The sequence below is a fragment of the Paenibacillus gallinarum genome (assembly GCF_014836635.1).
Classification (GTDB): Bacteria; Bacillota; Bacilli; order Paenibacillales; family Paenibacillaceae; genus Paenibacillus; species Paenibacillus gallinarum.
This window is the reverse complement of record NZ_JACSQL010000002.1, coordinates 252,767-279,013: the sequence shown is the minus strand read 5'-3', so window position 1 is coordinate 279,013 and position 26,247 is coordinate 252,767. Positions and strand designations below refer to the sequence as shown.

Sequence of the window (26,247 nt, the reverse complement as noted above, 5' to 3'; positions counted from 1 at the left end):
GTCTCCTTCATTCACAATAGCATTCATCATTATGAATATTCAGGACAATCAGAGAATAGAACAAGCCTTTAGTTATCACCGCGTTCTTCGGCTGTAGTACCTTCTAGTTCATTAATATCAGCAGGTTCGGTTACCGTTGTTTCTGCAGATTTTTGATCTTCGGTATTGGCTTCGGTATTGTTTACATCCTCTGCCTCTTCAGAAGAAAGTACATCTTCCCCTGTTTCCCCAGTAACGGTTTCTTTCGCCGGTTTTAGTGTAAGGACAACCGTTCGTTGTTCTCCGGACACTTCTACCTTTTGTTCCGATACGAAGCCTTCACCCTCGACTTTAACTCCTACTTTGAGCAGAGTCAGTACTTCGAGGGCATCCCGCAGGGATTCACCGGTCAGATCCGGCACTTCCATCGTATCACTGTCTTCCGTTAACAAATACACTCGTTGTCCAGGCTGTAAAGCAGTACCCGATTCTGGATATTGCTTGACGACTTCACTTCCCTTACCAAGCGTTTCATAAGCAATCCCTTGGTCAAGGAGCAGTGATCTTGCTTCTTTGCCTGATTTCCCAGTCAGATCCGGTGCTTTTTTACTTACCACTTTTGATTCGTCGGTATCATCCGCAGATGCTGTTTCTTTTGGTACACCCAGATACGTAAGAGATTTTGACATAATCTCCTTAAATACCGGAGCAGCTGCTGTTCCTCCACCTACCGTAGGGTCATTCGGCTGGTCAATCACGACGATCATCGCAATCTTAGGATTATCCGCAGGTGCGTAGCCGATAAAAGATACAACTGCCTTCGTATGATCATATTTTCCGTCAATGTACTTAATTGCTGTTCCTGTTTTACCCGCTACACGATAACCATCAATATAAGCACGTCTTCCAGATCCCTTTTCCTGATCAGCAACCACTTGTTCAAGATAGCCGCTGACCGTTTTTGATGTGGTCTCGGAAATGGCTTGTCTCACGACTTCAGGTTCCACTTTTTCTACTTCACCCGTGTTCGGATCTGTAATCTCCTTGACCAGATGCGGAACCATTAATTTGCCGCCATTAGCGATAGCAGAAACGGCTGCCACCTGCTGAAGAGGGGTAACCTGTACAAGCCCGTGGCCATATGAAGCCGCAGCAATATCTGCGGCGTAATGCAGTTCACGGATCGGAGAAGCAGATTCATTAGGTAAATCAATACCTGTTTTTACGCCAAACCCAAACTTATCAATATAGCTACGCAGCTTTTCTCCGCCAAGCATTTTATATCCAAGATTTACGAATGCAACGTTACTGGAACGTTTGACACCGTCGAGATATGTTATTGTCCCCCAATTGCGGCTTACGTCACTAATTGTGCGACCTCCCACCGTAATACTTCCAGATTCATAGGTAGCATTCGGATTAAACAGTTTTTCTTCTACCGCTCCTGCAAGGGTAACAATCTTAAAGGTAGACCCCGGTTCGTATATGGACTGTATGGCGTGATTAAAAAAGTCTTCTTGTTCCGATTCCCAGTACGTGTTCGGATTATAATTCGGCATATTTGCCATTCCTAAAATTTCCATCGTATTTGGATCTGCTGCGATAACAGTCATACTGATCGGATCATACTGATCCACCGCTTTTTTCATCGCTTCTTCAATATAGAACTGGATCGTATCATCAAGGGTTAGAGTCAAATTCTTACCATTAATGGCAGGGGTATAGTCTACCGTTGAATTATTAATCTCTACACCTTTCCTGTCAGCCTGGTACACCATTTTGCCATCTTGTCCTTTTAACTTTTCATCATAATACAGTTCCAAGCCATAGACGGGGTCATCTTCTTTATTCAGGTAGCCAAGGACATGAGACGCCAAATTATTTTCAGGATAAAACCGTTTGGATTCTTCCGTCAGAATAATCGCATCTTTGGCTCCATACTCTTTGTCCAATTTTTCTCTAAATTCTTCAACTTGATCCTTGAGTTCTTGGCTAATCTTGTACCCTTCGCTTCGAACTTCCCGATGAACACGTAACTCACCTTTATCTGTTGTTGAAGTTATATCCTCTCGCAGACCAGCCTCATCTTTGCCGAGCAAATTATGGAGCCCCTTCACAACCTCATCTTCAATCTCTTTTTCAGCGATGAGTTTAGGATTAACTGCCACCGTATAAGCAGGGGCATCTTTAGCAAGAATATCTCCATTACGATCGGTGATCGTTCCCCGCTTGGCATTGATCGTCTTCGTACGATCGATAAGTTCCAAAGCATGCTCTTTCCATGTATTCGCATCAACTACTTGAATCCAAAATACTTTCCCAATAAGTACAAGAAAAAAGAGGGTGATGATCCCTCCAATAAGTAACGTGCGAAGTTTTATTCTTTTTCCTGTGTTCCCCATAATCAAACCTCACATTCACTCGTCAGCATTGTCCTTCCTTACGGAGTCCCGGTCGTTACTGACGTTCTTTGAACTCGGATTGCCTCTTGATCGGCAGATGGCTCAATGTAACCCAGCTCCCGCGCTTTCGCCACAATATCGCTTTCCAGTTTTTCTTTCTGAACTTCGATTACAGCCATTTCTTTGTTAGACTTTTCAATACTCTGGTTTGCCGTGTGCATCTGCTTGTTCAGATCGTAAATATTTGCATATCTGCCCACCAAAACACTCGCGATCGCTATACATACGATGACAGTCATCAGATACAAGAACTTCTCTCTTGCAGGCAGACCTGTTCTTCGAGTAACGACTTTCGTCGTTTCTTTATAGCGATTAGGTTTCAGCTGTTCAGCATTTGCTCTCTCTTTCATTGCCAGATTGCCACGTGTATAGGCCATAGTCGACTCTCCTTACGTTTCAATAGGTTACAGTTTCTCCGCTACACGCAGCTTTGCTGAACGCGCTCTGGGGTTTTGCGACAGTTCTGCTTCTGTGGGTACCATTGGCTTACGATTCACGAGTCGTAGCGTTCCTTTACCTCCGCAGACACATAACGGGAAGTCAGTTGGGCATGTGCATTTTTCTAAATAACTGCTAAAAATCTGTTTGCATATCCTGTCTTCCAAGGAATGAAACGTAATAACAGATACTCTGCCTCCAGGCTTAAGACAACGCACAGCCTGATGTAAAGCTTCCTCAAATGCACCGAGCTCATCATTCACGGCAATTCGAAGTGCTTGAAAGCTTCGTTTGGCAGGATGACCGCCCGTTCTCCGGGCAGCCGCCGGAATACCTTCTTTTATGATATCGACCAATTCGCCTGTAGTTTCAATAGGTGCAGACTTTCTTTTTTCAACTATTACCCGCGCAATGCGTCTTGAAAACTTTTCTTCGCCATAAACATACAAAATCCGAGCAATTTCTTCTTCGCTCCACTCATTAATGATGTCTTTTGCCGTCAAAAGAGCAGATTGATCCATTCGCATATCAAGTGGTGCGTCATGGTTATAACTAAATCCGCGTTCTCCTTCATCGAACTGGGGTGATGACACACCTAGATCGTACAAAATACCGTCCACTTGTGGTATCCCGTCTTGCATAGGCACGCCCTGCGCAGTTAGCACTTCGGTCAAATCCCGAAAGTTAGTCTTTACGAGTGTAATGTTAGTATCAAACTCCGCTAGCTTACTCTTGGCATGATCAAGAGCCCAGTCGTCCTGGTCAAGGGCAATGAGTCTTCCCTCTGGACCCAGTTTTGAAGCGATGACCGAGCTATGACCCGCACCGCCTAACGTGCAGTCCACGTAAATCCCGTCCTGTTTGATGTTAAGTCCTTCGGTTGCTTCTTCTTTAAGTACGGTAATGTGGTGAAACACTTGCTTGTCCTCCAGACATTGTTTTGATTTACAGATTTGTCTACTTCTTATCTGCACAATTATGTGATTTCTTGTTGATTTCCTTACTGCCTTTGTTAAAATTCAAAATTGAAATCGACCAGCTTTTCGGCAATATCATTAAACGTTTCTTCAGATTGGCTGTAATATTGTTCCCAAATGCCTTTGCTCCAGATCTCCACCCGATTCGAAACACCAAGAACCACACATTCCTTGTCCATCTTGGCGTAATCTCGCAAGTTGGGCGGTAAATTTACCCTGCCCTGTTTGTCGAGTTCGCATTCTGTTGCTCCTGAGAAAAAAAAGCGTGTAAATGCACGAGCATCGGATTTCATCAGCGGAAGAGCTTTAAGTTTCTGTTCCATGATCACCCATTCTTCCATCGGGTACACAAACAGACACTGGTCTAAGCCTCGAGTGATCACAAAGCTAGGTCCAAGAGGTTCGCGGAATTTAGCCGGAATAATGATTCGGCCTTTATCGTCAATGCTATGTTGGAACTCCCCCATAAACATTGTCCACCACTCCTCACCCTAGACTCTCCACTTTGCTCCACTTTCCACCACTTAAGCATAATAGATTCGCTTGTAAAAATCAAAACCCTTCTAGCTTGCTATGAAACTTTTTGGAAAAGCTGTAAAGAGACTACCTTGACGCACAAAAAAAGTGATGTGTTCCGCCTTATTCAGGCTTCCACATCACTCTTCTCTACTCAGAAATAATTATGCATTCCAGCTATCGAGATAAACTTTTTGTTTCTCTGTCAATGTATCAAGGACAATCCCTAGGCTATCCAGTTTATACCTTGCAACTTTCTCATCGATCTCATAAGGGACTTTAATGACAGAACGATCAAGCGTTTCATGATTTTCTCTTACATAACGAAGTCCGAGTGCCTGTAGCGCAAATGTAGTATCCATAATCTCTGCTGGATGCCCATCTGCTGCTGCCAGGTTAACTAGACGTCCTTCAGCAAGAAGATACATTCTTCTGCCATCTGCAAAGCGGTATTCTTCGATATTTTTACGGACCGTGCGGATGGAAACAGCACGTTTAGCAAGTTCAGGTTTGTTCACTTCCACATCAAAGTGACCTGCATTCGCCAAAACCGCTCCGTCTTTCATCACATCATAGTGTTCACCTGTGATGACATCCTTGTTACCCGTAACGGTTATAAAGAAGTTACCGAGTTTTGCAGCTTCGATCATCGGCATAACTTGGAATCCATCCATGTGAGCCTCAACCGCTTTAATCGGGTCTACTTCGGTTACGATCACATTCGCTCCGAGCCCTTTTGCACGCATAGCCACACCTTTACCGCACCAACCATAACCCACGACCACCACTGTACTGCCTGCTACGACAAGATTCGTTGTCCGAATAATGCCATCAAATGCAGATTGTCCTGTGCCATAACGGTTGTCGAAAAGATATTTACAGTAAGCGTCATTAACCGCGACCATCGGAAGTTTCAGCACTCCCTCTTTTTCGAGGGCTTTTAACTTAATAATTCCCGTTGTCGTTTCTTCTGCCCCGCCCCGTATCGTTTCAAGCAGCTCAGGTCTCTCCGAATGAAGGATTGTAACCAAATCCCCGCCATCATCAATGATGAAATCAGGTTTTGTTTCCAACGCATTAATAATCAACTGCTTATATTCAGCAGGGTCAGGATTGTATTTAGCAAATACCGTGATCCCATCCTCAACGAGGGCTGCACATACATCATCTTGTGTGGATAGTGGGTTACTGCCTGTAATGGTTACATTCGCCCCACCCGCTTGAATGACTTTCGCAAGATAAGCTGTTTTTGCTTCAAGATGAAGGCAAATCGTAATATTTAGGCCTTTAAAAGGCAAATCTGCCTCAAACTCTTTGCGCACCCGGTTAAGAACCGGCATGTGAGCTTCTACCCAATCAATTTTGAGATGTCCTTCTGGAGCAAGCCCCATATCTGCAACAATACTATTTCTCAGTGCTTCCGTAGTCATCCTTGTTCCTCCAATTATATATACAGAATATGATGATGGCCGCTAAGATCAGCAGGAATATTCATGAGATCCGTAAGCCAGCGTGTACCATAGCGATTTAAATAGCCGTAAACGTTATAGACTCTCTCTTGCGGACGTTTCATTGGGAATAATGTCAGGTCTAGTGTATCCCATTGTTTCACTGAAGCATCATGTCTCTGTGCGATGGCCTGTTTTGTTCTCAGCTGCATATAAGAAATCTGTTCTTCAATCTTGCTGCTGTTAGTAACGCCAAGCCGACCAAGCCCAGGCTCAATCTGATTTAGCTGCTCCAGTACAGGAGCGTACAGTTTATGGAATGAAGTTTTCAGTAATTCAAATTGTTCATTCATGTTAAATTCATCTAGAGTGCTGAGCCAAGTGTCCTTTTTGTCATCAAAAGCATACTGAATATCATGAAAACTTAAATCATATTTATCCATTAGTTTTTGAATATGTTGATCCAAGATCGTAAAAGACATCCTTGGTTGCAAAATCGGCATTCTTAACCCAAAACGATGAAAAGCTTCTTTTGCCAAAGCCCAGTAAGCAATCTCTGCATGACCAAGAACTGTGGATAACACAGGGAACAAAGAATCCTGCATCAGCGGCCTTGTCAGAACATTGTTGCTAAAACGCTCCGGATGTTGCTTTAATATATCAATGAGTTCCGTTTTGGTAAAAGAAACATATCCTCTACGATCAATAAACTTCCCGTTTTCTTTATGTAGCAGCAACCTGGAACCTTCATGGATATAAAATAAATTAGCACAGTCTGCAGTTACCTCAGCCTGCATACCAAATCCACTGGTTACTACACGCCCTGCGGATTCATGATAACATCGTTCCAAAGAATCGTTATCTTCAATCATCCGTTCAAAAATAGGAACTTCAAGTTTGCGCAGCTCCGGATCTGCCGAATCTAGCATAACCAGTCCATAAGAACCGAACAACTGACCCATCATTTTAGCGAATACATCACTTAAACTAAGGTTATCATCCTGAATCGCTGCCTTGATATCAGAAATGAGGCCCGGCTTATACTCGGTGTCAGGAAGCAGCTCTTCAAGCTTATGTATCGCCTGGAGCCAGTTTTCCCGCTCTACGCTGACTTCACTGACAGATGCTCTTCCATCATACCGACCCGGCATTCTTACCTTAGCGATATTCAGATCAGCTGTCATCATGTAAGTATGATCAACTTCATCCCAGTCATGATCTTCTCCTGCGATCCAGAAGACAGGAATGACAGGACGATTTAACTTCTTCTCTGCTTCCTCTGCAGCCTTAATGATCGTTGCCGCCTTATAAATAACAAGTAAGGATCCAGTGAAGAGTCCGCTTTGTTGTCCGCCCGAAATAACAAGCGCATTTGGCTGTGCCAAACGCTCGATAGATTCCATTACTGCGGGATGTGAATTTAGTCTTCTATTATATGAACGCAAAAAACGTACGATATCTTGGCGATCCACCCGTGTATCTTCGGTTCGATCCAGCCATTCAGCACGCGCTGCGTAGCTTCCCGCATCACGAAAATCATATTCGTACAAATGATGTATGGCCTCATCGTAACGTAAATAATGTTCCGCGAGTGGTGATCCACTACGAAGCGCCTCAGGAATTACATTCATGAGGTCAACCTCCCTATTCATTTAAAGCCTTACTCGATTGTACCGAATGCTTAAGTTTCCGTCAAAGTAATAATCAGAACGATACTTCAACTATACATGGAGTATTCCTTGGTAAAGGGCTGAACATTCAGCTTTTCCACTCCAAACGAAAGAAGCCGCCGATGATTTCATCGATGGCTTCTTCTGATCATAAATTAAGCATATGGTTCAGCTACAAAATGACCTTTTGATACTTCAATAAGTTTAGCATTATCGAGGTTGTATGCACTTTTTGCACCCTGTCCCTCTTTACCGTTACTAATTGGACCCGCATCATCTTCTGGCATAATGATACGCTTTTTGTTCGCTTCAATATCTGGATCCGGAATCGGAATCGCAGATAACAACATTTTGGTATATGGATGAATTGGATTTGCATAAAGCTCATCGCTCTCAGCTAGTTCTACCATTTTACCCATATACATAACAGCAACCCGGTCACTGATATGCTTAACCATAGAAAGGTCATGAGCAATGAAAAGATATGTTAGACCGAGACGACCCTGAAGTTCTTTGAGCAAGTTAACCACCTGAGCCTGAATCGATACATCCAGTGCAGAGATGGGCTCATCACAAATAATGAACTTTGGATTTACAGCCAGTGCACGAGCGATACCGATCCGCTGACGCTGACCACCCGAGAATTCATGAGGATAACGGTTGGCATGATCCGCGTTCAGACCAACCAGATCAAGCAATTCCTCAATCCGTTTCTTACGTTCCTTGCTGCTTCCTGCCATATTGTGAATATCAAGCGCTTCTCCAACAATGTCAGCCACGGTAAACCGCGGATTGAGGGATGCATAAGGATCTTGGAAAATCATCTGCATGTCTCTGCGCATTGCTTTCATTTTATTCGGAGGTAATTTGTAAATATCCGTTCCGTTAAATCTTACACTTCCTGCAGTTGGCTCATACAAACGAAGAATGGTACGACCAGCTGTTGATTTACCACAGCCAGACTCCCCTACCATGCCCAGAGTCTCTCCTTCACGAATGTTAAAGTTTAGGTTATCTACCGCTTTAAGCGTGCGATTATTTCCTACATTAAAATACTTCTTTAGACCTTCTACTTCAATCAAGTTGTTACTCATCATGAGGAATGTACCTCCTTCGCCATAGGATGATGTTCCCAGCAACGAGCCGAGTGCGTATCACTGAATACAGTAGCCGCTGGGTCCACTTTTTGACAAATGCTCATTGCACTATCGCAGCGAGCTGCAAACGGGCAGCCAACCGGCGGTTTGATCAGATCCGGCGGAGTACCCACGATAGGAATGAGAGGCTCATCCTTCTTCTGATCCAAACGAGGCATGGAGCGCATGAGTCCTCTTGTATATGGATGCTGCGGATTTTTGAATATTTCATATTTGGTTCCCGTTTCTACCACTTCACCTGCATACATAACGATAACACGGTCCGCAATTCCGGCTACAACACCAAGGTCATGCGTAATCAAAATGATCGATGTACCCAGCTTATCCTGCATATCTTTCATTACATCCATAATTTGGGCTTGGATCGTTACATCAAGAGCCGTAGTCGGTTCATCTGCAATAAGAAGAGCTGGTTTACAGGCAAGGGCGATGGCAATCATCGCACGTTGACGCATACCGCCAGAGAACTCATGCGGATACTGATTAAATCTAGCTTCCGCATTCTTGATTCCTACCATCTTCAGCATCGCGATAGCTTCTTTTTTCGCTTTTTCTTTAGACATCTTTTGATGCTTAATCAGAACTTCAGTAATTTGATGTCCAATTTTTATCGTTGGATTCAGTGAAGTCATTGGATCTTGGAAGATCATTCCGATATCTTTACCGCGGATTGCTTCCATTTGTCTATTTGTCTTCTTGAGCAAGTTCTGCCCTTGAAAGATAATTTCACCTTTATTAATGATAGACGGTGGAGACGGAATCAAACGCATAATGGTTTGAGCTGTTACACTTTTACCACTACCTGATTCACCTACGATCGCAACTGTCTCCCCTTTGCCGATCTCGAAGTTCATGCCGCGAACGGCTTTCACCTCTCCGTCTCTCACTTTAAAAGAAACGTTAAGATCTTTAACCTGTAACAACGAATCCATTACATCCACCTCCTATTTTTTCAGTTTTGGATCAAGTGCATCACGAAGACCATCACCAAACAAGTTGAACGCAAGCATAATCAAACTGATTAGACCTGCTGGGAACAACATCCGCCAAGGATAGTACATCCATCCAGTCAGTGCATTCTCAATCATAGAACCAAGAGAAGCTTTAGGGGCTTGTACACCAAGACCCAAGAAACTTAGGAATGCTTCACTAAAGATGGCACTTGGTACAGACAGCGTAAGCGTGACAATAATAGGACCTACTGCGTTTGGCAATAAGTGTTTGAAAATAAGTCTAGAGGAATTTGCACCCATCGACTTAGAAGCCAAGACGAACTCCCGATTCTTCAGCTGCATAATCTCACCGCGTACAATCCAGGACATATTAATCCAGCCCGTGATACATAAGGCTAATATAATCGTACCTATACTTGGTTCAAATACGACAAGTAGTAGAATCGTTACTAGCAGGTAAGGGATCGAATATAAGATTTCAGAGAATTTGTTCATGAGTTCGCCGACACGTCCGCCGTAGAAACCCATGATACCGCCGTAAATTACACCGATCGCAAGGTCAATAAAAGCGGCTGCAAAACCAATAAGCAGTGAAATCCGCGCTCCAGACCAGGTACGTACCCACATGTCGCGTCCGAGATCATCCGTTCCAAACCAAAATTCAGAAGATGGCGGTTGGTTGGTTTTCATAAGATCTTGTGTATCGTATTCATACCCCGAAAATATCGGAGCTAAGATAGCCATAATTATAATGGTAATGAGGACGACTAGGCTGCCCATGGCAAGCTTGTTCTTCAGAAGGCGTTCCCAAGCATCTCGCATGGCAGAGACACTTTGTCTTTGAATGACTTCTGCCTGCTTCTCGTCTACCCCGATTTTTCTAAAATCTTCGGGTGTAAGCTGCATATTATTTGGATCGATATGAGATTGATTTGCAGACATTACCTAGCCCTCCTTCCCGTTGGATAATTTGATACGCGGATCAATGATGACATAAGCGATATCTGTAATAAAGCGCGCTACCATCAAGATAAGTCCGTAGAAAATAGTAATTCCCATAATCATCGTATAGTCACGAGTTGTAATACTTTCAACGAATACTTTTCCGATACCGCCGATACCGAATACACGTTCAATGACAACCGATCCTGTAATAATATTGGCCGTCATCGGTCCAACATAAGTCACGACCGGAAGGATTGCGTTACGAATAATATGTCTAAACATAATCGTAATACTGTTAAGACCTTTCGCCTTCGCAGTTTTCACATAATCCGCATGAAGCACTTCGAGCATACTCGAACGTGTCAACCTGGCGATAAACGCAATCGGCTGAGCAGACAGCGCTGCTACCGGAAGAACATAGTCAAGTGGGCCATTAAGCCCCATTACTTTGAATAAGCCAGCCTCTTGAGCTAGATAAAATTGCAGGAGGGATGCAAGTACGAAACTCGGTACCGCTATACCCAGTACGGCTAATATCATCGCTACATTATCAATAATCTTGCGATGATTCATAGCTGCAATCATTCCTAGAAAAATACCAACAATGACAGCAACTACGATCGCAACGGCTCCGAGTTTAAGAGAAACAGCAAATGTGTCGCCAATGATATTACCTACATCCTGATTAAGTTTTTTCATTGAAACACCTAAATCACCTGTGACAATATCACTAAGATACTTTATATATTGTTCGAAAACCGGCTTATCAAGCCCATATTGCTCCATCAGTCTAGCTTCAATCTCAGGTGATACATTTTTTTCCCCCATGAATGGGTTACCCGGAATCGCCTTCATTAAGAAAAACGTTGCGGAGATGAGGATAAATAATGATATCAGCATAAAGACAAGCCTATTGATCACGTATCTTACCATGACCTTGAACACCTCCCGCATAGATTAACAGCTGTAAATTGCTAGTGTATAAGAACAAGAATAGCAAGGTAATTCTTATTCTTTGCAAAAATTACTTAATTATGGAAATTAGTAGAACAAATAAAAAATCGGGATATATAAGGGGTTACCCACATATATATCCCGAAATAACTATACTGTTACATGATTACTTGCTCTCAAGATAAGCTCTGGTGAAATCAATCGCTCCGCTAAAGTCAAGGCTCACACCTTTAAGATTAGGTTTAGTCAATGACACATTCGTATAATAGTACACCGGTGCAATAACCATATCATCTTGAATCAAGATTTTCTCAGCTTGTGCGAAGTACTCATTACGTTTAGCTAGATCTTTTTCCCCTGCCGCTTTCTCAATCAAAGCATCATATTCAGGATTCGCATAACCAGAATCATTATTACCGTTACCTGTTGTCCAAATATCCATGAATGTCATTGGATCATTATAGTCAGCAGACCAACCTGCACGCGAGATTTGATAGTTAAGATTGTTACGAGTTTCTAGGAATACGCCCCACTCTTGGTTTTGTGTAGCTACTTCCACACCAAGAACCGTTTTCCACATATTCGCAGCAGCTACAGCCAATTTTTGGTGAGCTTCACTCGAGTTATAGATCAAAGTGATCTTAGGAAGAGTCGTGTATCCTTCTTCTTTCATACCTTCTTCTAGCAATTTCTTCGCTTCATCTGCATTCTCTTGGAAGTATTCTGCATCTTTTACTTCCTCACGGAATTGTGCTGATTCACCTTTGATACCTGGTGGTACAAAACCGTAAGCAGGAATTTGCCCGCCAAGGGTTACATTATCAACAATGGGTTGACGAGAAAGTGCCATTGCAAATGCTTTACGGATTTTTGCGTTTTGGAACGGCTCAGCCGTTGTATTAAACATATAATAGTAAGTAGTTGCAATACCAGTAGAATGGAATTCCTCTGGCAATTCTTTACTTACGCCTGGGATTTGGTCAGTAGGGATTTCGCCGTTAGGATGTCCAGCATAATCAAGTTCTCCGCTTCTATAAGAGGAAAGCTCAGTTGCACCGCTAGGCGTCAAAGACATATCGATTTTTGAAAGTTTGATATTATCTTTATCCCAATATTGTTCGTTCTTTGTTACCTCAATTTTTTGTCCTGTTGTCCACTGGGTAAGCGTGAATGCACCGTTAGTGATCATCGAATCTTTGTTAGTTGCCCATTTATCATTGTCTTCTACCGATTGGTGAACCGGATAGTAAGTATAGAATGAAGTCAGACCCAAGAAATAAGGAGTCGGATCTTTAAGAGTAACTTTCAAAGTATGCTCGTCCACAGCTTTAACGCCGACTTGGGAGAAATCTGTGATTTCGCCAGCATTGTATTCCTCTGCACCGCTAATGTAGTAAAGTTGATAGGAATACGGAGGCGCTGGGGAGGTTGCAGGATCAAGTACGCGTTTCCAAGCAAACACAAAATCATTTGCTGTTACTGCGTCGCCATTGCTCCATTTAGCATCTTCACGAAGTTTGAACTTGTAGATCAGTCCATCTTCGGAAATTTCCCAATCTTCAGCTACACCTGCAATTACGTTGCCTTCAGAATCCGTACGAACAAGGCCTTCATACATCGTTTTCAAAACGGTGTTTGTTTGGCTGTCTTGCGCTTGAGCAGGGTCAAAAGTTGGTGGTTCAGCGCTCAAGTTAATTCTCAAAACCTGTTCTGTTGGTGTGGAAGAACCATCACCTTGACTGCTATCATTGCTATTATCTGAACCGCACGCTGCAAGTACGGTACCAAATGCAAGAACAAGCGTCAAAAGGACTAGCAAACTTTTCCTCTTCATCTAGCATTTCCCCCTAAAAATGTGGTATATGTTTATAGATTATACAACCAGTGGTCAAAAAAATCTATATAACTTTTTCTTCTTCTACATATTTTTTCAAATTTCGACTCTTTCGACACATAACACACACAATCTGTGTCAGATTTTCTTACATTAAAGCTATTATGTAACTGAATAATCCAAAGGCCATAAGAACTAGGTAACTGAACCCCATCAAAACAAAAGCCATGCGCCAAACGACCCTGAACATACGCTTATAATCGATCTTTCCTTTTAATCTAGTTTGGGCACTTCCGATCAGACCGAGAGCAATAAGTAACAAGATTAGAATCAAATAGAATCCAAATCCTGTGTCAAATGTATTATTAAATAGAGCCGCAACCGCAGCAATAAGAAAGATCGTAGTTACGTCCATTGCGGTTAGAAGGGCAACTTTCTTTTGCTTCTTATAATAAAGAACGAGGAAATACACAATGAGAAACGGAAAAAAAGGGAGCATGCTTAGCACGCTCAGGAAAGATTCGATTGTATTCAAATTTCACACTTCCTCCTCTATTAACATCCCTTGAACTATTTTATATACAAGCTCATGTCCAGGAGTAGCTACCCCTGCCTCCTTTGCCATATCGATAATACTACCGTTAATTGCATCGATCTCTGTTGCTTTACCATTCACAACATCTGTACACATCGAAGACCGATTACTTGCGGTTGAACGACACACTTGAATCACTTGTTCCCATAAGTCTGCTTCATAAGGAATAGACAGCGCATCATACACAAGTGCCGCTTCTATATATAACTGTTTCATCGCCTGCAATCGATAGGAACTATGTAATAACTCACCATTTGTAATTCTCCAAATCGAAGTCAGCGGATTGATAATTGCGTTGATCATCAGTTTTCGGTAAACCAGCTTATCGATTTCATTCGACGATTTCGTGGTAAATCCTGCTTTCGACAACGCTTCAATAAAATACATCATTACATTTACTGCTTTCGTTTGATCTTCTTCGCAAGACTGTAGGAGTGTTTCCCCATAACCAGCTCGAATAACTTCATGCTTGCTTGTTCTTTTCGCCCCTTCTGTAGTTACCGCTGCAAACACATAGGCTTTAGGTAAGGCCGAAGCAATTTTGCGAGTATGTCCTGTCCCATTTTGAAAACAATAGATAGGTATATCAACATCAGCACTCGTCAGCATCTCAATCACATCGTTGATCGCTCCTTGCTTTGTCATGATCATCATTAAATCCCCCGGCTGGCCCTCCCATATCTCTTTAAATCGGTTTATAACATAAATCTGCAGATTAGAGACTTGTACTTTAGATGTATGTCCCTTGGGGTCCGTTATGTGTATTCCATTCTTCCCAAGTTCACTCGCTTGTTCCTCCGTTCTCACCCATAAACGTATCAACTCACCTGAAGCTGCAAGCCGGCCTCCATATAGCAATCCAAGTGCCCCTGCACCAATTACATCAATGATCAAAACAAATCCCACTCCCATTTCAAATAATTTATCTAATATGATAACAGAAAGAATAAGATGACAAAAACCCGTTTACCGCATAAAAGCGATAATACGGGTCTTAGATACAGGCTTAATCTGAGTATTAATCAATACGTTCGAGATTGCCGTTCGCATCCATTTTGAACCGGGACTTTTCTTCCTCTTCTTCCGAAAGAAATGCTAGTCTTCTTGCCCGATCCATAATCTGAATGAGCGCCTTGTAATCATCGTTCACTACACGGTAGTCGGTCTGAACTTCATTTACTTGTTTAAACAATCGTTCATTCTCAAATTTCAATTCGTGTAACTCTTCTTCTTTCTCTCGAAGTTCTTTCTCCAAGAGTTTCAAATGTCTAGCATTTTCGTGAACCATACCTTTCCATTGTCTCAGAAACCGGATTACCGCATCAATAGATAACGTTTCTTCTGAGAATGCTTCTGAACGATATACCATTTCCTCCGTGTCTGTTACAGAAAGGGCTGCAACCTGCGGCTGTACTGAAGATTGTCTTTTTGAATAACTTCTTTTTTGACGCTGAGCCTTTGCGATTCCGATAGCTTCATCATACTTTTTGCGTACGAAACTATTCCAGCGAAAACCACAAGCAGCAGAAGTCCTTCCAATCTTATCCCCTACTTCTTCAAAAGCAGCCAGCTGAGTACTTCCTTCACGAATATGGCGAAGCGTCACATCAGCCAGAATCAAATCATCCTCTGCACTCCAAGCATCTTGTCTCACAGCAGTCATGCTATAAACCTCCTAACTTGCATCCATTATCACAACCTCACCCCAGCATAAAAGCTGCGGTGTAAGCCGGTTATAAAAGCAGCTTTAATCATTCTTATGCCCTTCATAGAGTTCATAGAATCTATTTCATATTAAAATGTATTTCCAATTTCGAGCATTGTCATACACAAAAAGATTTCGCTTTCAAATTCAATTTTTATTTACAGGTTTTTCCTTAAAGGCTATAATGTTACTTAGTATACATTTGATCGTATTATTAGAAAGGGGGTTGCTATCGTGGCGCGCATGTTTCGTGTGCTTGGTTTTTTCACTCTAACGATTGGACTTATGGCTTTTGCCGCAAATATGCTAGAAATGGCCTTTCTTTTCTTCTTTCAAACCGTCTTTTTTGTTGCACTTGGCTATTTGAAATTCACCGAGAGAACGTACATCCTGTTATTCTGGGCTTACATGATTGTTAGTTTTTCCGGTTTCAGCTATTGGACTGTATTTATAATGAGCAATCCTCTATAGAGATCATAATAAAGAACGGTTTGGCTGTTACTGCCAAACCGTTCTTTATTTATTCTTTTTTTCATATTATGTTTTAACAAGGTACAAGCTTGCGTTGGGAGGAGAATAGATTGCGACACCGGTTACACACTAAGATCATATGGTTTACCATTTTCTTTCTTCTTATGGCGAACTCTGCCTCTTATGTCCATGCTGAACTTTCTATAGAAGAAGGTAACCTGAATATACTCCAGAACAGTCTCTCGATCGTCGAGATTGATCATGAAATTAAACGCACCGAAGATAAGCAAGAAGAACTCCAGCAAAAGCAGCGGTCGCTAGAAACAGAACTCAAACAACACAAGGAGGAAATGGTCGGTCACGAAGAGCGAGCAGGTTCTATCGTTAGATCCTATTATATGGGTGAGCGTGCTCAGTTCCTCCGTATTCTTTTGAATTCGGATTCTTTTCGGTCACTTCAGATCGTAGCCGGTTATTATGAGATGATTATATTGGGTGATCAAGAAACACTACGTGCCTATCATAAAAGATACAATGAATTAACAGCTACCTCTGCAGAATTGGATCAAAGTGCCTATGAACTTGAGCAGTTAAAACAAAATCTGATCTATCAGAGAGAACGAGTGTTAGCCCTTGAGGAAGAAGTGGAAAAAGGACTCACCTCGAGTGATCAAAGAGAACTGATGGAGAAGTTGATTGTAGAACTGACTTCATATTGGAATAACGTCGGAGTTCATGAAGTACATCAATATTTCAATGCGCTGGCTGTGGCAATGGAAAATCTCCCCTCCTACGTGCAGAAAGAACCTGGCATTCTCTCTATGAATGGCGGCACTTATACGATTTCAATTACCGAAGCGCAGTTAAATGATTTTTTAAGATCAGAGAATGAAATTTTTCAAGATTTTTCGTTTGAGTTCAGTGATGATTACATTATTGCATCTGGAAAACGTGACGACCTCGAACTCGCGGTTTACGGTCACTACTCCGTGATTGATGAACCAGAGAACGGCATTCTCTTCCATGTTGATAAACTCATCTTTAACCAGTTCGAACTCCCTGATACGACACGTACGATGCTTGAGCAAGAATTCGACCTTGGATTTTACCCTCAGAAATTAATGTCCTTCATTAAGGCGACCGGCGTATCAACCAGAGAACAAACACTTGAAGTAACGATGGAACTTTCACTCAAATAGCATGTGTCTATTAAGAACTCATAAAACTGCTATCTTAAATCTGTTATTAATCGCTTGAGATGGAGCTCATATTCTTCTAAAGAAAGCTGCCCATGCACAAATTGCTCAATCGTTTCCGCTGCTGCCCCAGACTTTTCAGGATCAGATAAAACATGATCTTCATCCTGAAGTAACGATTCGTCCATACTTTCTTCTAAAGCTTGCAGCGGGATCGCATTAGTTATATCAGACAGATCAGGATCCGTATACAGAGTGGAATATACCGGAAGCTTGCCTGAGAGAGTAAACCAGGTTTTTGCTGACTTTGGCGATGTGAGTTTCGTAAGAAACTCTACTGTTGCTTCTTTTTGCGTTGATTTAGGAGAGATAATAAAACTACGTCCTTTTACAGCAAGTGACTGAGATGTCACATCATTATTAATGTAGGAAGAAAGTTCTTCTCTATGAACAGGAATGAGTTCTGATAGAGTAATGATTCCTGCTTGAAAGTCTGCTCTGACGGATGAGAGATTGTACCTCTCTGTTTTTATATAAGGAAACAGAGATTGTATATCTCGAACCTTCTGTAACCCATCCTCTTCTTGTTCATCATTTAACTGAAACACGTGCGAAACTTCTGAATAAATACCCAGGAAGGTAAGCCAAGAAGCATAGGCTACGGGATCTTCCCCATTGAAATAAAAAGGCTTATTCAGCCTTTCTCCCCACTCCGTAAGACGAGATATCCACTCATCCCTTGTACTAGTTGATTGCAGCGGCTCCTTACTTGTTTCTTCGTTACGATACTCCGCATACACATAGGGATCTATATCCATAGGAATAGACCACAGGTACCCGTTCCACTCTCCAGCTCGAAGCACAGAATCAAAAGAATCACCAGCAGCTATATTTCCATCCCCACCCGTCATCGGCCGAGCATATCCTTTTTTTGCGTACCATTTTATATACCGATTATCAATAAGTAAAGTATCCGGGCTTTCCCCCATCATGAATGTTTCCTTAAACGCTGAATAAAAATCGGCTGATTCTATATTTGTTATACTAATTTCCATGTCTATCTCTTTTGCTATATTCATAGCAAAACTCTGAAATATTTTGTATTCCTCATCGTCCATCGATACCAGAACAGATAGAGGTTTATTTTTATGCGTAGTCTCCGGAGCAGGAACCGAGAATATATCTGTTACATCGTCTCTCTCTTCTTTTGTTTGATCTTGAACGAGATCAAGACTCGGTGAAAGTATAGTTAGTGACAATAACAATACAACAAACAGAATCCAATGATTTCTCCGTTTCAAGGCTCTTACTCCTCCCGCATAACTATAGCTTCCCATTTACCAACTATTGTAACAAATTAGTAGGCCTGTTGTCCTACTTCCTTTATGTTTTTAATCTTTTCTTTTCTTTTTTCATACAAAAAGAACCGGTTCTTATGCCGGTTCTCCGATTTTAGAATCACAAGCCCTTTTCCCGGGAAATAAATAGGCCTTATTCTCCTATAATAAATCAGCTGCTAACTGCGCAAGCTTGGATCGTTCTCCTTTTTCAAGCATGATATGTCCGCTAATCCCTTCCTGACGGAAACGTTCCACAATATAAGTGAGTCCATTACTTGATGAATCCAGATAAGGATGGTCGATCTGTTCCGGATCTCCCATGAGAATAATTTTACTACCTTCCCCTACTCGCGAGACAATGGTTTTCACTTCATGTCTGGACAAATTCTGAGCTTCATCGATAATAATAAATTGTCCTGGTATCGACCTTCCTCGAATATAAGTTAAGGCTTCTACTTGAATACTGCCAAGCCCCATCAAAATTTTATCAATATCACCTGATTTTTTCGTATCAAATAAAAATTCGAGATTATCATAAATAGGCTGCATCCAAGGACGGAGCTTCTCATCCTTCTCGCCAGGAAGATAACCTATGTCTTTCCCCATCGGTACGACCGGTCTTGCAATCAGAAGTTTTTTATATTTATGATCATCTTCCACTCTGAGCAGTCCTGCTGCTAAAGCGAGCAACGTTTTACCTGTTCCGGCCTTTCCGGTAATCGTAACCAGCGGGATCTCATCATTTAATAAAAGTTCAAGAGCCATCCGTTGCTGTGCATTCCTCGCTACAATTCCCCACACGGGATCGTTACTTAAATACAGTGGCTCCATCTTTGTTCCCTCTTGATTCACTTTTAGTAAGGCTGATTTCCCCGTACCCATCTCATCCTTAAGAATAACAAATTCATGCGGGTATAAAGCATAGGGCAGCTGTAAAGGCTTAATAGGAAGAAAGCGATACGTATAGAACTCATCAATGACGGAAGGATGAACTTTAATTGTAGAATATCCAGGATATAATTCACTAGGATCTGCCGTACGATCTGATAGATAATCTTGCGTATATAAACCAAGCACATCCGCTTTAATTCGGACAAGCACATCTTTACTCACTAGAACAACCTGATCCGCTTCCTCCTTTTCTTGCTCTTCGAGGTGATAGTTCAGCGCCACAGCCAAAATACGATTATCATTCGTTACTTCTCCGAACATTTCCTGCACTCGAACAAAACTGCGATGATTTAGTTCCACCTTTAATCTGCCGCCGTCTGGCAATGGTACCCCGCTGTGCAGATGCCCCAGCTCCCTTAAGCCGTCTAATAAACGCGATACATATCTTGCATTGCGTCCAATCTCGTCCGCATTTCGTTTCTTCGAGTCAATTTCCTCTAAGACAACTGCTGGAATGACGACCTCATGCTCATCAAAAGCATAAATGGCGCCTGGGTCATGAAGCAGCACATTCGTATCCAATACAAAAATTTTTTTCATTGGTATCCCCTCCAAGGCGGCGTCTTTTAAGCACAGTTAGGCAAGCTTTGTAGCAGCGGTAAGGACAATCTCGCATCCCATATTTAAATGTATTCGTTAAGGAGCAAATAATTGTTCATTTTCCTGAAAATATCCTGAGATAAATCAATTTATTTATGAAATGCATTAAATTGAGCCAAAATAAATACCCAGTGAATTGGATTCACTGGGTTTCTGAAGCCTCGCTTCCCTCTATTCACTAGAAGTGGAGTTAACAGAGACGTGTTCTCCTGCAAGTTCCTGTGCGAGTGCTTCTTTGGCTTTAGTTAATTCATTTTGATTAATATATACATAAGGGCTGTTCCAAGTTCCTGTCACCGGCACAAAATTCACGTTATCCTTTGACATATCCCAGTAGGCCGAGATGAAATTTTTCACTTGATCACTTTCTACCGTAGTCGTGATGTTATCACTTACTGCTCCGACCACTTTTCCAATCTTCACTACACCACCAAGTGATTTCATCTGATCCATCATCGATTGTAACACTTCGTTTTGACGCTGATTACGAGAGAAGTCATCAGAAGCTGGCGTCTTAGGATCACAATTCGATTTACGATAACGGACATAATCAAGTGCTTGATCTCCACCCAGATGCTGCGGGCCTTTTTTGATATTAATGTCTGTGCCATCAGCTGTATCTTTGTAGCACATATTCTGCGATGCATTTACGTCAACACCGCCAAGTGCATCTACTGCGTCTGAGAAAGCCTGAAAGTTCAGAACCGTCACATAATCAATATCAAGGTCTAAGTATTTGCTGAGCATTACACGCATTTCTTCTTCTGCGGATATTCCTGATTCTTTTTCTGCAGCTTTAAATCTTGGATAATAGGCATTAAGCTTACGCTGTGAATAACCATCAAGCTGAATCAGTGTATCCCTCGGCAAAGACACTAGCGTAGCTGAATCTGTTGCTGGATTCATCGAAGCCACCATAACGACGTCGGTAAGATGCGTATTCGTCTTTTCGCGATAGTCTGTACCCAGAATCAACATCGTCAGCGGTTTTACTTTAGCTGAATTCTCAGCAGCAACGGGTGAATCCGTCCCTGTATTTATTACATTATTATAAATCATATATAAATAGCCACAACCTGCCACCACACCGAGAATTACAAGGATCATAATCAATTTCATTAATTTACGAAAAGGACTCTTCCTTTTCTTCTTTTGAGGTTGGTCTTGTTTCATGTTAGAAGGCGGCTTCTTATCTCCCTGATTTCGAGGAGGAAGTCCATTTGAACCCATACTCATTCTCTCAACACCTTTACCTGTTTCTATCTTCTGACTTCTACTTATATTAACGCTTTTTATCGGTTTATATCAAATCCATAGAAATAAATACCTTTAAATAAGGAGAAGACCGCTCAAAGAGCGGCCTTCTCCAGTTAAATTTATGAAATAAGTTTTGGGTATGCACCTTATAACTCTTCCGAATTATAACTTACCTGTCTGTCCAGCCGCTTGTGTCTTTTTCTTCTGACGTCCTTCGACGAAATAACGAATTCGAACGAGTAGCATCAGTCCCACAGCAACAAGTAAGCATTGTATAATTGGCAGTTTGTCAATTTGGAAAATAAGAAGCATGAAAGCACCTATGGCCATAAAAATGTACAGTAATATCTCTTTTGGTAACGACAATTTTTGCTGTGGACGAAATACCTTATTGTAGACATACGTGATCAGTACAAAAATCACCACATAACTTATGATCGGGTGTGACGCTAACCATGCTTGCATGGCGAGTCAACTCCTTCCTTAGGTTCATGCTCTCTTTTCCTTATCTTAACTGAAGACGATTAAGAGTTAGTTAACTTTTGCCGTCTTACGTTGTTTCTCTGCACGTTCGCGCTCACTCTTATTAAGAATTTTTTTACGAAGACGAACAGATTTTGGAGTAATCTCACAATATTCGTCATCATTCAAGTATTCAAGAGCTTGCTCAAGAGAGAAAATAACTGGAGTCTTCATTTTAACTGTATCGTCTTTAGATGCAGAACGAACGTTAGTCAATTGTTTTTCCTTACAAATGTTCACGACGATGTCGTTGTCACGGTTGTGCTCGCCAACGATCATACCTTCGTATACTTCAGTTCCTGGCTCAAGGAATAACGATCCGCGATCCTCTACTCCAATCATACCGTAGAAAGTAGATACTCCGTTCTCACTGGATACGAGTACGCCTTGGTGACGACCACCAACTTGACCGCCCACGAGAGGACCATAGCTGTCAAATGCATTATTCATTACACCATAACCACGAGTAAGGGTTAGGAAGTTTGTACGGTAACCAATGAGTCCACGTGCTGGAATCAGGAATTCAAGACGAACTTGACCGTTTCCGGAGTTCACCATGTTCACCATTTCCGCTTTACGTGATCCAAGGCTTTCCATAACAGCTCCCATGCTGTCTTCAGGAATATCAATCAGAAGACGCTCGATCGGTTCCATTTTCTTACCATCAATTTCTTTGATGATAACTTCTGGTTTGGATACCGCAAGTTCATATCCTTCACGACGCATGTTCTCGATCAAGATACTAAGGTGAAGTTCACCACGACCTGAAACGATATATGCATCCGGGCTGTCTGTTTCTTCAACACGAAGACTCACGTCTGTTTCAAGCTCTTTGAAGAGACGGTCACGAAGTCTACGGGAAGTAACCCATTTACCTTCACGGCCAGCAAAAGGACTTGTATTTACGAGGAACGTCATTTGAAGTGTAGGCTCGTCAATTTTCAGAACTGGCAAAGCTTCAGGGTTATTCGGATCAGCAATGGTTTCACCGATGTTGATATCTTTAATACCAGCAATAGCAACGATGTCGCCTGCGCCAGCTTCGGCTACTTCTATACGTTTCAATCCTTGGAAACCAAACAATTTCTCAATACGAGCAGACTTCATACCACCATCACGAAGCATTACCGTAACAGGTTGTCCTTGTTTGATTACACCACGGTTCACACGTCCGATAGCGATACGACCAAGGTATTCGTTGTAGTCCATCAAAGTAACGAGGAATTGAAGAGGTTCTTCCACACTTTCGGTTGGATGCGGGATGTGTTCTACGATTGTTTCGTACAGAGTCATCATGTTATCGTCTTGTTTTTCAGGGTCAAGACTGGATGTACCATTCAAAGCAGAAGCATATACCACTGGGAAGTCAAGCTGTTCGTCACTAGCACCTAGTTCGATAAACAGATCAAGTACTTCATCAATAACTTCAGCTGGACGTGCAGCCGGACGGTCAATCTTATTAACAACTACGATCGGAGTAAGATTGTGCTCAAGCGCTTTACGAAGTACAAACTTCGTTTGTGGCATACATCCCTCGTAAGCATCAACAACGAGAAGTACACCATCAACCATTTTCATAATCCGTTCTACTTCGCCGCCAAAGTCGGCGTGTCCTGGAGTATCCACAATGTTGATGAGGAAATCTTTATAGTTGATTGCTGTATTTTTAGCTAGGATGGTAATTCCGCGTTCGCGTTCTAGATCGTTAGAGTCCATCGCGCGTTCTTGTACAGCCTCGTGATCACGGTATGTTCCTGATTGTTGAAGCAATTTGTCGACTAGAGTCGTTTTCCCGTGGTCAACGTGGGCAATAATCGCAATATTGCGAATGTTTTTTCTTACATGCATGGTTTGTATCCATATCCTTTCCAAAATCAAGTCTATTTGTAAATAAAAACGGAATGCTCAAAAAAGAAGCACCGGATTGTCCGAGCTATATCCACTTATATCCCTTATATTATAGACTAATTCCACCAAAAATCAAGTCTATTATTATCGAAATCTGCGATTTGGTTTAGGTCTGCCAAAAATGAGCCAAATGCCTGCGAAGATTAAAATGGCCGCAAATAGATAGATGAATCCGGTCGTAAGAAGAGTTATAAATAAAAGTACGATCGAAACAGCAAGCACTATAATCGAAGTGGAATATATGGTTGCCGGTCTTGGGTACTCAAATAAGGCGTACTCGAAAAGTCCCAGGGCGATACCAAAGATAAAAACCGGCCAGAGATAAGCAAGAAGATGCCATCCGGTCAGATTACAGATAAGAAACAAAATTCCATAAACCGTAAATACTCCAGCTGGAATCAATACAACTGTACTTGTTTTTCTTAAAAAGTAATACAGATGCAGTAAAATACCAGGTATCAATAGAACAAGCGGCCAAAAGTTTCGGCCAATATAACCAAATACACCAAGTTTACCTAGCAAAATAACAAGACCGGCTACCACGATGAATATGCCGATAGCACGCTCATTTTTTCCTCTCACGATCCCTTCACCTCATCCATCAAAATTGATATATATGTTGTTTCTTATTACCTTAAATAGGCTTATCCTGACATCCAAAAATATAAAGGACTGAGCATCCGATCTATGTATAGTTTATCCTATGTTTTTACAAAAAACTACTCTGTCAGCTAATTCCATTCTTCAAAGATAAAAGTAGGTTTCTCTATGTTCATCGCACATCCAAAGCAAACAAAAACCGGCAATTTCTGCCGGTACTTTTCCTATAAAATATTGGTAGTAAGGAAATACTAAACACGATAATGTGTTAATTTACGGAAAACACCGCTAACCATAATACATACAGCCGCGAAGACAGGAATCAGCCCCTGATATCCGGACAGATATTCCTGCAGCCAGATGCCTAGTTTAGGATCGCGAAGCAGCATCTCTCCTGCCGTATACGCTAAGATTGCAGAACCTGCAAATACGAGAATCGGATATTTTTGCAATAAAGTTACGATAATTCCGCTCCCCCATACGACGATAGGTATACTTATCGCAATTCCTATGACGATCAAAGCGAGGTCTCCGTCTGCGATTGCCGCGATCGCTAAAACATTGTCAAGACTCATCACAAAATCCGCAACAAGAATCGTTTGAATGGCACTCCACAGTGTCGAGGACTCACGGACATTCACCTCTCCTGTATCTTCGAGTAGCAGCTTGAATGCGATATAAAGAAGCATCAGTCCACCTGCAGCTTGAATGTACGGAATTTCGAGAATAAGCACAGCAACAAAGGTTAGGATACATCTTAATAAGACTGCTCCAAATGCGCCCCACCATACAGCTTGTCTTCTTCTAGGTTCCGGCAGATTACGACTTGCTAGTGCAATAACAACTGCATTATCTCCGCTAAGCACAAGATTGATCATAAGTATTTGTGCCAGCAACCATAGCTCGTTCATACGTTACGAACACCCCCATACATTAGATGTATGTTCACATTGCCAAGCCTATGCTTGACGATGTTCAGGCAGAGGAATATAATGAATTCCGATTTATACCAAGCAGAGTGTTTTAATAAAAGGAGTGACCTACATGAATTTCAGCGAGTTTTTAGTCAGCTTGCTGCAGGTTGTATTCATCGACCTTATATTAGCCGGCGATAATGCAATCGTCATCGGACTCGCTGCCCGAAATTTGCCTCAGGAAACTCAAAAAAAAGCGATTATATATGGCACCGGCGGTGCTGTCTTGATTCGGATTGCAGCTACAGTTGTCGTACTCTGGCTGTTGCAGATTCCTTGGCTGTTACTTGTAGGAGGCATGCTTCTTATCTGGATCGCTTATAAACTGCTCGCGGATCAAGGGGACGAGCATACTGAAGTAAAAGCAGGAGTTTCTTTATGGACAGCAGTAAAAACGATCGTTATTGCCGACGCAGCTATGGGTATTGATAATGTCATCGCTGTGGCAGGTGCGGCAGAACAACATTTACTTCTCGTTGTGCTAGGATTGTTAATTAGTGTGCCGATTATTGTTTGGGGAAGTACGCTGTTTATTAAGCTCATCAACCGTTTTCCGTGGATTATTTTCCTTGGTGCTGGGGTCCTTGGTTATACAGCTTCCAACATGATTACAGAAGAGAGAATGCTTGAACCCTTCTTTACTGCACATCCTGTAGTACGTATTCTATTCATTGTGTTTGTCATTGCAGGTGTACTCTTCGCAGGCTATCGTAAACAAAAAAATGCGAAGCACGGTCAGCAGCATTCTTATTCATAGTAACCATAACAATAAAAAAGAGCTGTTTCTATACATCC

The 26,247-nt window shown here is 42.0% G+C and carries 24 protein-coding genes; 3 read left to right on the top strand and 21 right to left on the bottom strand.

All coding sequences use genetic code 11. The annotated features are described in order from the left end of the window. Positions 1 to 68: 68 nt before the first annotated feature. From H9647_RS06170 to H9647_RS06105, 14 genes are all read right to left on the bottom strand, one after another. Complete coding sequence (locus H9647_RS06170; protein ID WP_191798887.1) at positions 69 to 2,381, bottom strand: penicillin-binding transpeptidase domain-containing protein; 2,313 nt, start codon at positions 2,379 to 2,381, stop codon at positions 69 to 71. Positions 2,382 to 2,419: 38 nt separating this feature from the next. Beyond that, on the bottom strand, positions 2,420 to 2,818 hold the full coding sequence (locus H9647_RS06165) for a hypothetical protein (RefSeq protein WP_191798886.1): 399 nt from the start codon (positions 2,816 to 2,818) through the stop codon (positions 2,420 to 2,422). A gap of 27 nt (positions 2,819 to 2,845) precedes the next feature. Continuing rightward, positions 2,846 to 3,796, bottom strand: coding sequence for a 16S rRNA (cytosine(1402)-N(4))-methyltransferase RsmH (rsmH, locus tag H9647_RS06160; RefSeq protein WP_191798885.1), 951 nt, complete (start codon positions 3,794 to 3,796; stop codon positions 2,846 to 2,848). A 95-nt stretch (positions 3,797 to 3,891) separates the two neighbouring features. Continuing rightward, positions 3,892 to 4,329, bottom strand: a complete 438-nt coding sequence (gene mraZ / locus H9647_RS06155) for a division/cell wall cluster transcriptional repressor MraZ (protein WP_191798884.1) — start codon at positions 4,327 to 4,329, stop codon at positions 3,892 to 3,894. 207 nt (positions 4,330 to 4,536) lie between these two features. Further along, a complete protein-coding gene (locus H9647_RS06150) occupies positions 4,537 to 5,802 on the bottom strand; it encodes an adenosylhomocysteinase (RefSeq protein WP_191798883.1) in 1,266 nt (421 codons plus the stop codon). A gap of 14 nt (positions 5,803 to 5,816) precedes the next feature. After that, positions 5,817 to 7,451: a bacillithiol biosynthesis cysteine-adding enzyme BshC gene (bshC, locus tag H9647_RS06145; protein WP_191798882.1), complete on the bottom strand. Its 1,635-nt coding sequence runs from the start codon at positions 7,449 to 7,451 to the stop codon at positions 5,817 to 5,819. A 194-nt stretch (positions 7,452 to 7,645) separates the two neighbouring features. Next, positions 7,646 to 8,587 carry an ABC transporter ATP-binding protein gene (locus H9647_RS06140; RefSeq protein WP_318245270.1) on the bottom strand — a complete coding sequence of 314 codons (942 nt, stop codon included), beginning with the start codon at positions 8,585 to 8,587 and terminating at the stop codon, positions 7,646 to 7,648. After that, positions 8,584 to 9,579 carry an ABC transporter ATP-binding protein gene (locus tag H9647_RS06135; protein ID WP_191798881.1) on the bottom strand — a complete coding sequence of 332 codons (996 nt, stop codon included), beginning with the start codon at positions 9,577 to 9,579 and terminating at the stop codon, positions 8,584 to 8,586. Before H9647_RS06135 ends, H9647_RS06140 begins: the two co-directional genes overlap by 4 nt. Before the next feature lie 12 nt (positions 9,580 to 9,591). Beyond that, positions 9,592 to 10,542: an ABC transporter permease gene (locus tag H9647_RS06130; RefSeq protein WP_191798880.1), complete on the bottom strand. Its 951-nt coding sequence runs from the start codon at positions 10,540 to 10,542 to the stop codon at positions 9,592 to 9,594. 3 nt (positions 10,543 to 10,545) lie between these two features. Then, complete coding sequence (locus H9647_RS06125) at positions 10,546 to 11,478, bottom strand: ABC transporter permease (protein ID WP_191798879.1); 933 nt, start codon at positions 11,476 to 11,478, stop codon at positions 10,546 to 10,548. 187 nt (positions 11,479 to 11,665) lie between these two features. After that, positions 11,666 to 13,333: a peptide ABC transporter substrate-binding protein gene (locus H9647_RS06120; protein ID WP_191798878.1), complete on the bottom strand. Its 1,668-nt coding sequence runs from the start codon at positions 13,331 to 13,333 to the stop codon at positions 11,666 to 11,668. A gap of 148 nt (positions 13,334 to 13,481) precedes the next feature. Beyond that, positions 13,482 to 13,868, bottom strand: a complete 387-nt coding sequence (locus tag H9647_RS06115; RefSeq protein WP_404822589.1) for a DUF3397 domain-containing protein — start codon at positions 13,866 to 13,868, stop codon at positions 13,482 to 13,484. A 3-nt stretch (positions 13,869 to 13,871) separates the two neighbouring features. Continuing rightward, positions 13,872 to 14,822 carry a ketopantoate reductase family protein gene (locus H9647_RS06110; protein WP_191798877.1) on the bottom strand — a complete coding sequence of 317 codons (951 nt, stop codon included), beginning with the start codon at positions 14,820 to 14,822 and terminating at the stop codon, positions 13,872 to 13,874. A 124-nt stretch (positions 14,823 to 14,946) separates the two neighbouring features. Next, the gene (locus H9647_RS06105; RefSeq protein ID WP_191798876.1) at positions 14,947 to 15,591 is read right to left on the bottom strand and encodes an RsfA family transcriptional regulator; all 645 of its coding nucleotides are present in this window, start codon (positions 15,589 to 15,591) and stop codon (positions 14,947 to 14,949) included. Between the two features lie 276 nt (positions 15,592 to 15,867). Here H9647_RS06105 and H9647_RS06100 point away from each other — a divergent pair, with 276 nt between their 5' ends. After that, positions 15,868 to 16,104 carry a DUF2626 family protein gene (locus tag H9647_RS06100; protein WP_191798875.1) on the top strand — a complete coding sequence of 79 codons (237 nt, stop codon included), beginning with the start codon at positions 15,868 to 15,870 and terminating at the stop codon, positions 16,102 to 16,104. Positions 16,105 to 16,214: 110 nt separating this feature from the next. Beyond that, positions 16,215 to 17,303 carry a hypothetical protein gene (locus tag H9647_RS06095; RefSeq protein ID WP_191798874.1) on the top strand — a complete coding sequence of 363 codons (1,089 nt, stop codon included), beginning with the start codon at positions 16,215 to 16,217 and terminating at the stop codon, positions 17,301 to 17,303. A gap of 29 nt (positions 17,304 to 17,332) precedes the next feature. On the opposite strand, the gene H9647_RS06090 is transcribed toward H9647_RS06095, so the two are convergent. The 7 genes from H9647_RS06090 to H9647_RS06060 form a co-directional block, all read right to left on the bottom strand. Then, positions 17,333 to 18,601, bottom strand: coding sequence for an extracellular solute-binding protein (locus H9647_RS06090; protein ID WP_191798873.1), 1,269 nt, complete (start codon positions 18,599 to 18,601; stop codon positions 17,333 to 17,335). Between the two features lie 198 nt (positions 18,602 to 18,799). Beyond that, positions 18,800 to 20,131, bottom strand: a complete 1,332-nt coding sequence (locus H9647_RS06085) for a PhoH family protein (protein ID WP_191798872.1) — start codon at positions 20,129 to 20,131, stop codon at positions 18,800 to 18,802. A 231-nt stretch (positions 20,132 to 20,362) separates the two neighbouring features. Further along, positions 20,363 to 21,427 (bottom strand): LCP family protein, encoded by a 1,065-nt coding sequence (locus tag H9647_RS06080; RefSeq protein ID WP_191798871.1) that lies wholly within the window; start codon positions 21,425 to 21,427, stop codon positions 20,363 to 20,365. A 183-nt stretch (positions 21,428 to 21,610) separates the two neighbouring features. Beyond that, positions 21,611 to 21,913 (bottom strand): YlaH-like family protein, encoded by a 303-nt coding sequence (locus tag H9647_RS06075; protein WP_191798870.1) that lies wholly within the window; start codon positions 21,911 to 21,913, stop codon positions 21,611 to 21,613. A gap of 66 nt (positions 21,914 to 21,979) precedes the next feature. Beyond that, the gene (gene typA / locus H9647_RS06070; RefSeq protein WP_191798869.1) at positions 21,980 to 23,818 is read right to left on the bottom strand and encodes a translational GTPase TypA; all 1,839 of its coding nucleotides are present in this window, start codon (positions 23,816 to 23,818) and stop codon (positions 21,980 to 21,982) included. A gap of 144 nt (positions 23,819 to 23,962) precedes the next feature. After that, on the bottom strand, positions 23,963 to 24,460 hold the full coding sequence (locus tag H9647_RS06065) for a LiaF transmembrane domain-containing protein (RefSeq protein WP_191798868.1): 498 nt from the start codon (positions 24,458 to 24,460) through the stop codon (positions 23,963 to 23,965). 269 nt (positions 24,461 to 24,729) lie between these two features. Further along, positions 24,730 to 25,389: a TerC family protein gene (locus H9647_RS06060; RefSeq protein WP_191798867.1), complete on the bottom strand. Its 660-nt coding sequence runs from the start codon at positions 25,387 to 25,389 to the stop codon at positions 24,730 to 24,732. Between the two features lie 133 nt (positions 25,390 to 25,522). Between H9647_RS06060 and H9647_RS06055 the strand changes: the two genes are divergently transcribed. Further along, positions 25,523 to 26,209, top strand: a complete 687-nt coding sequence (locus H9647_RS06055) for a TerC family protein (RefSeq protein ID WP_191798866.1) — start codon at positions 25,523 to 25,525, stop codon at positions 26,207 to 26,209. The last annotated feature ends 38 nt before the right edge of the window (positions 26,210 to 26,247 follow it).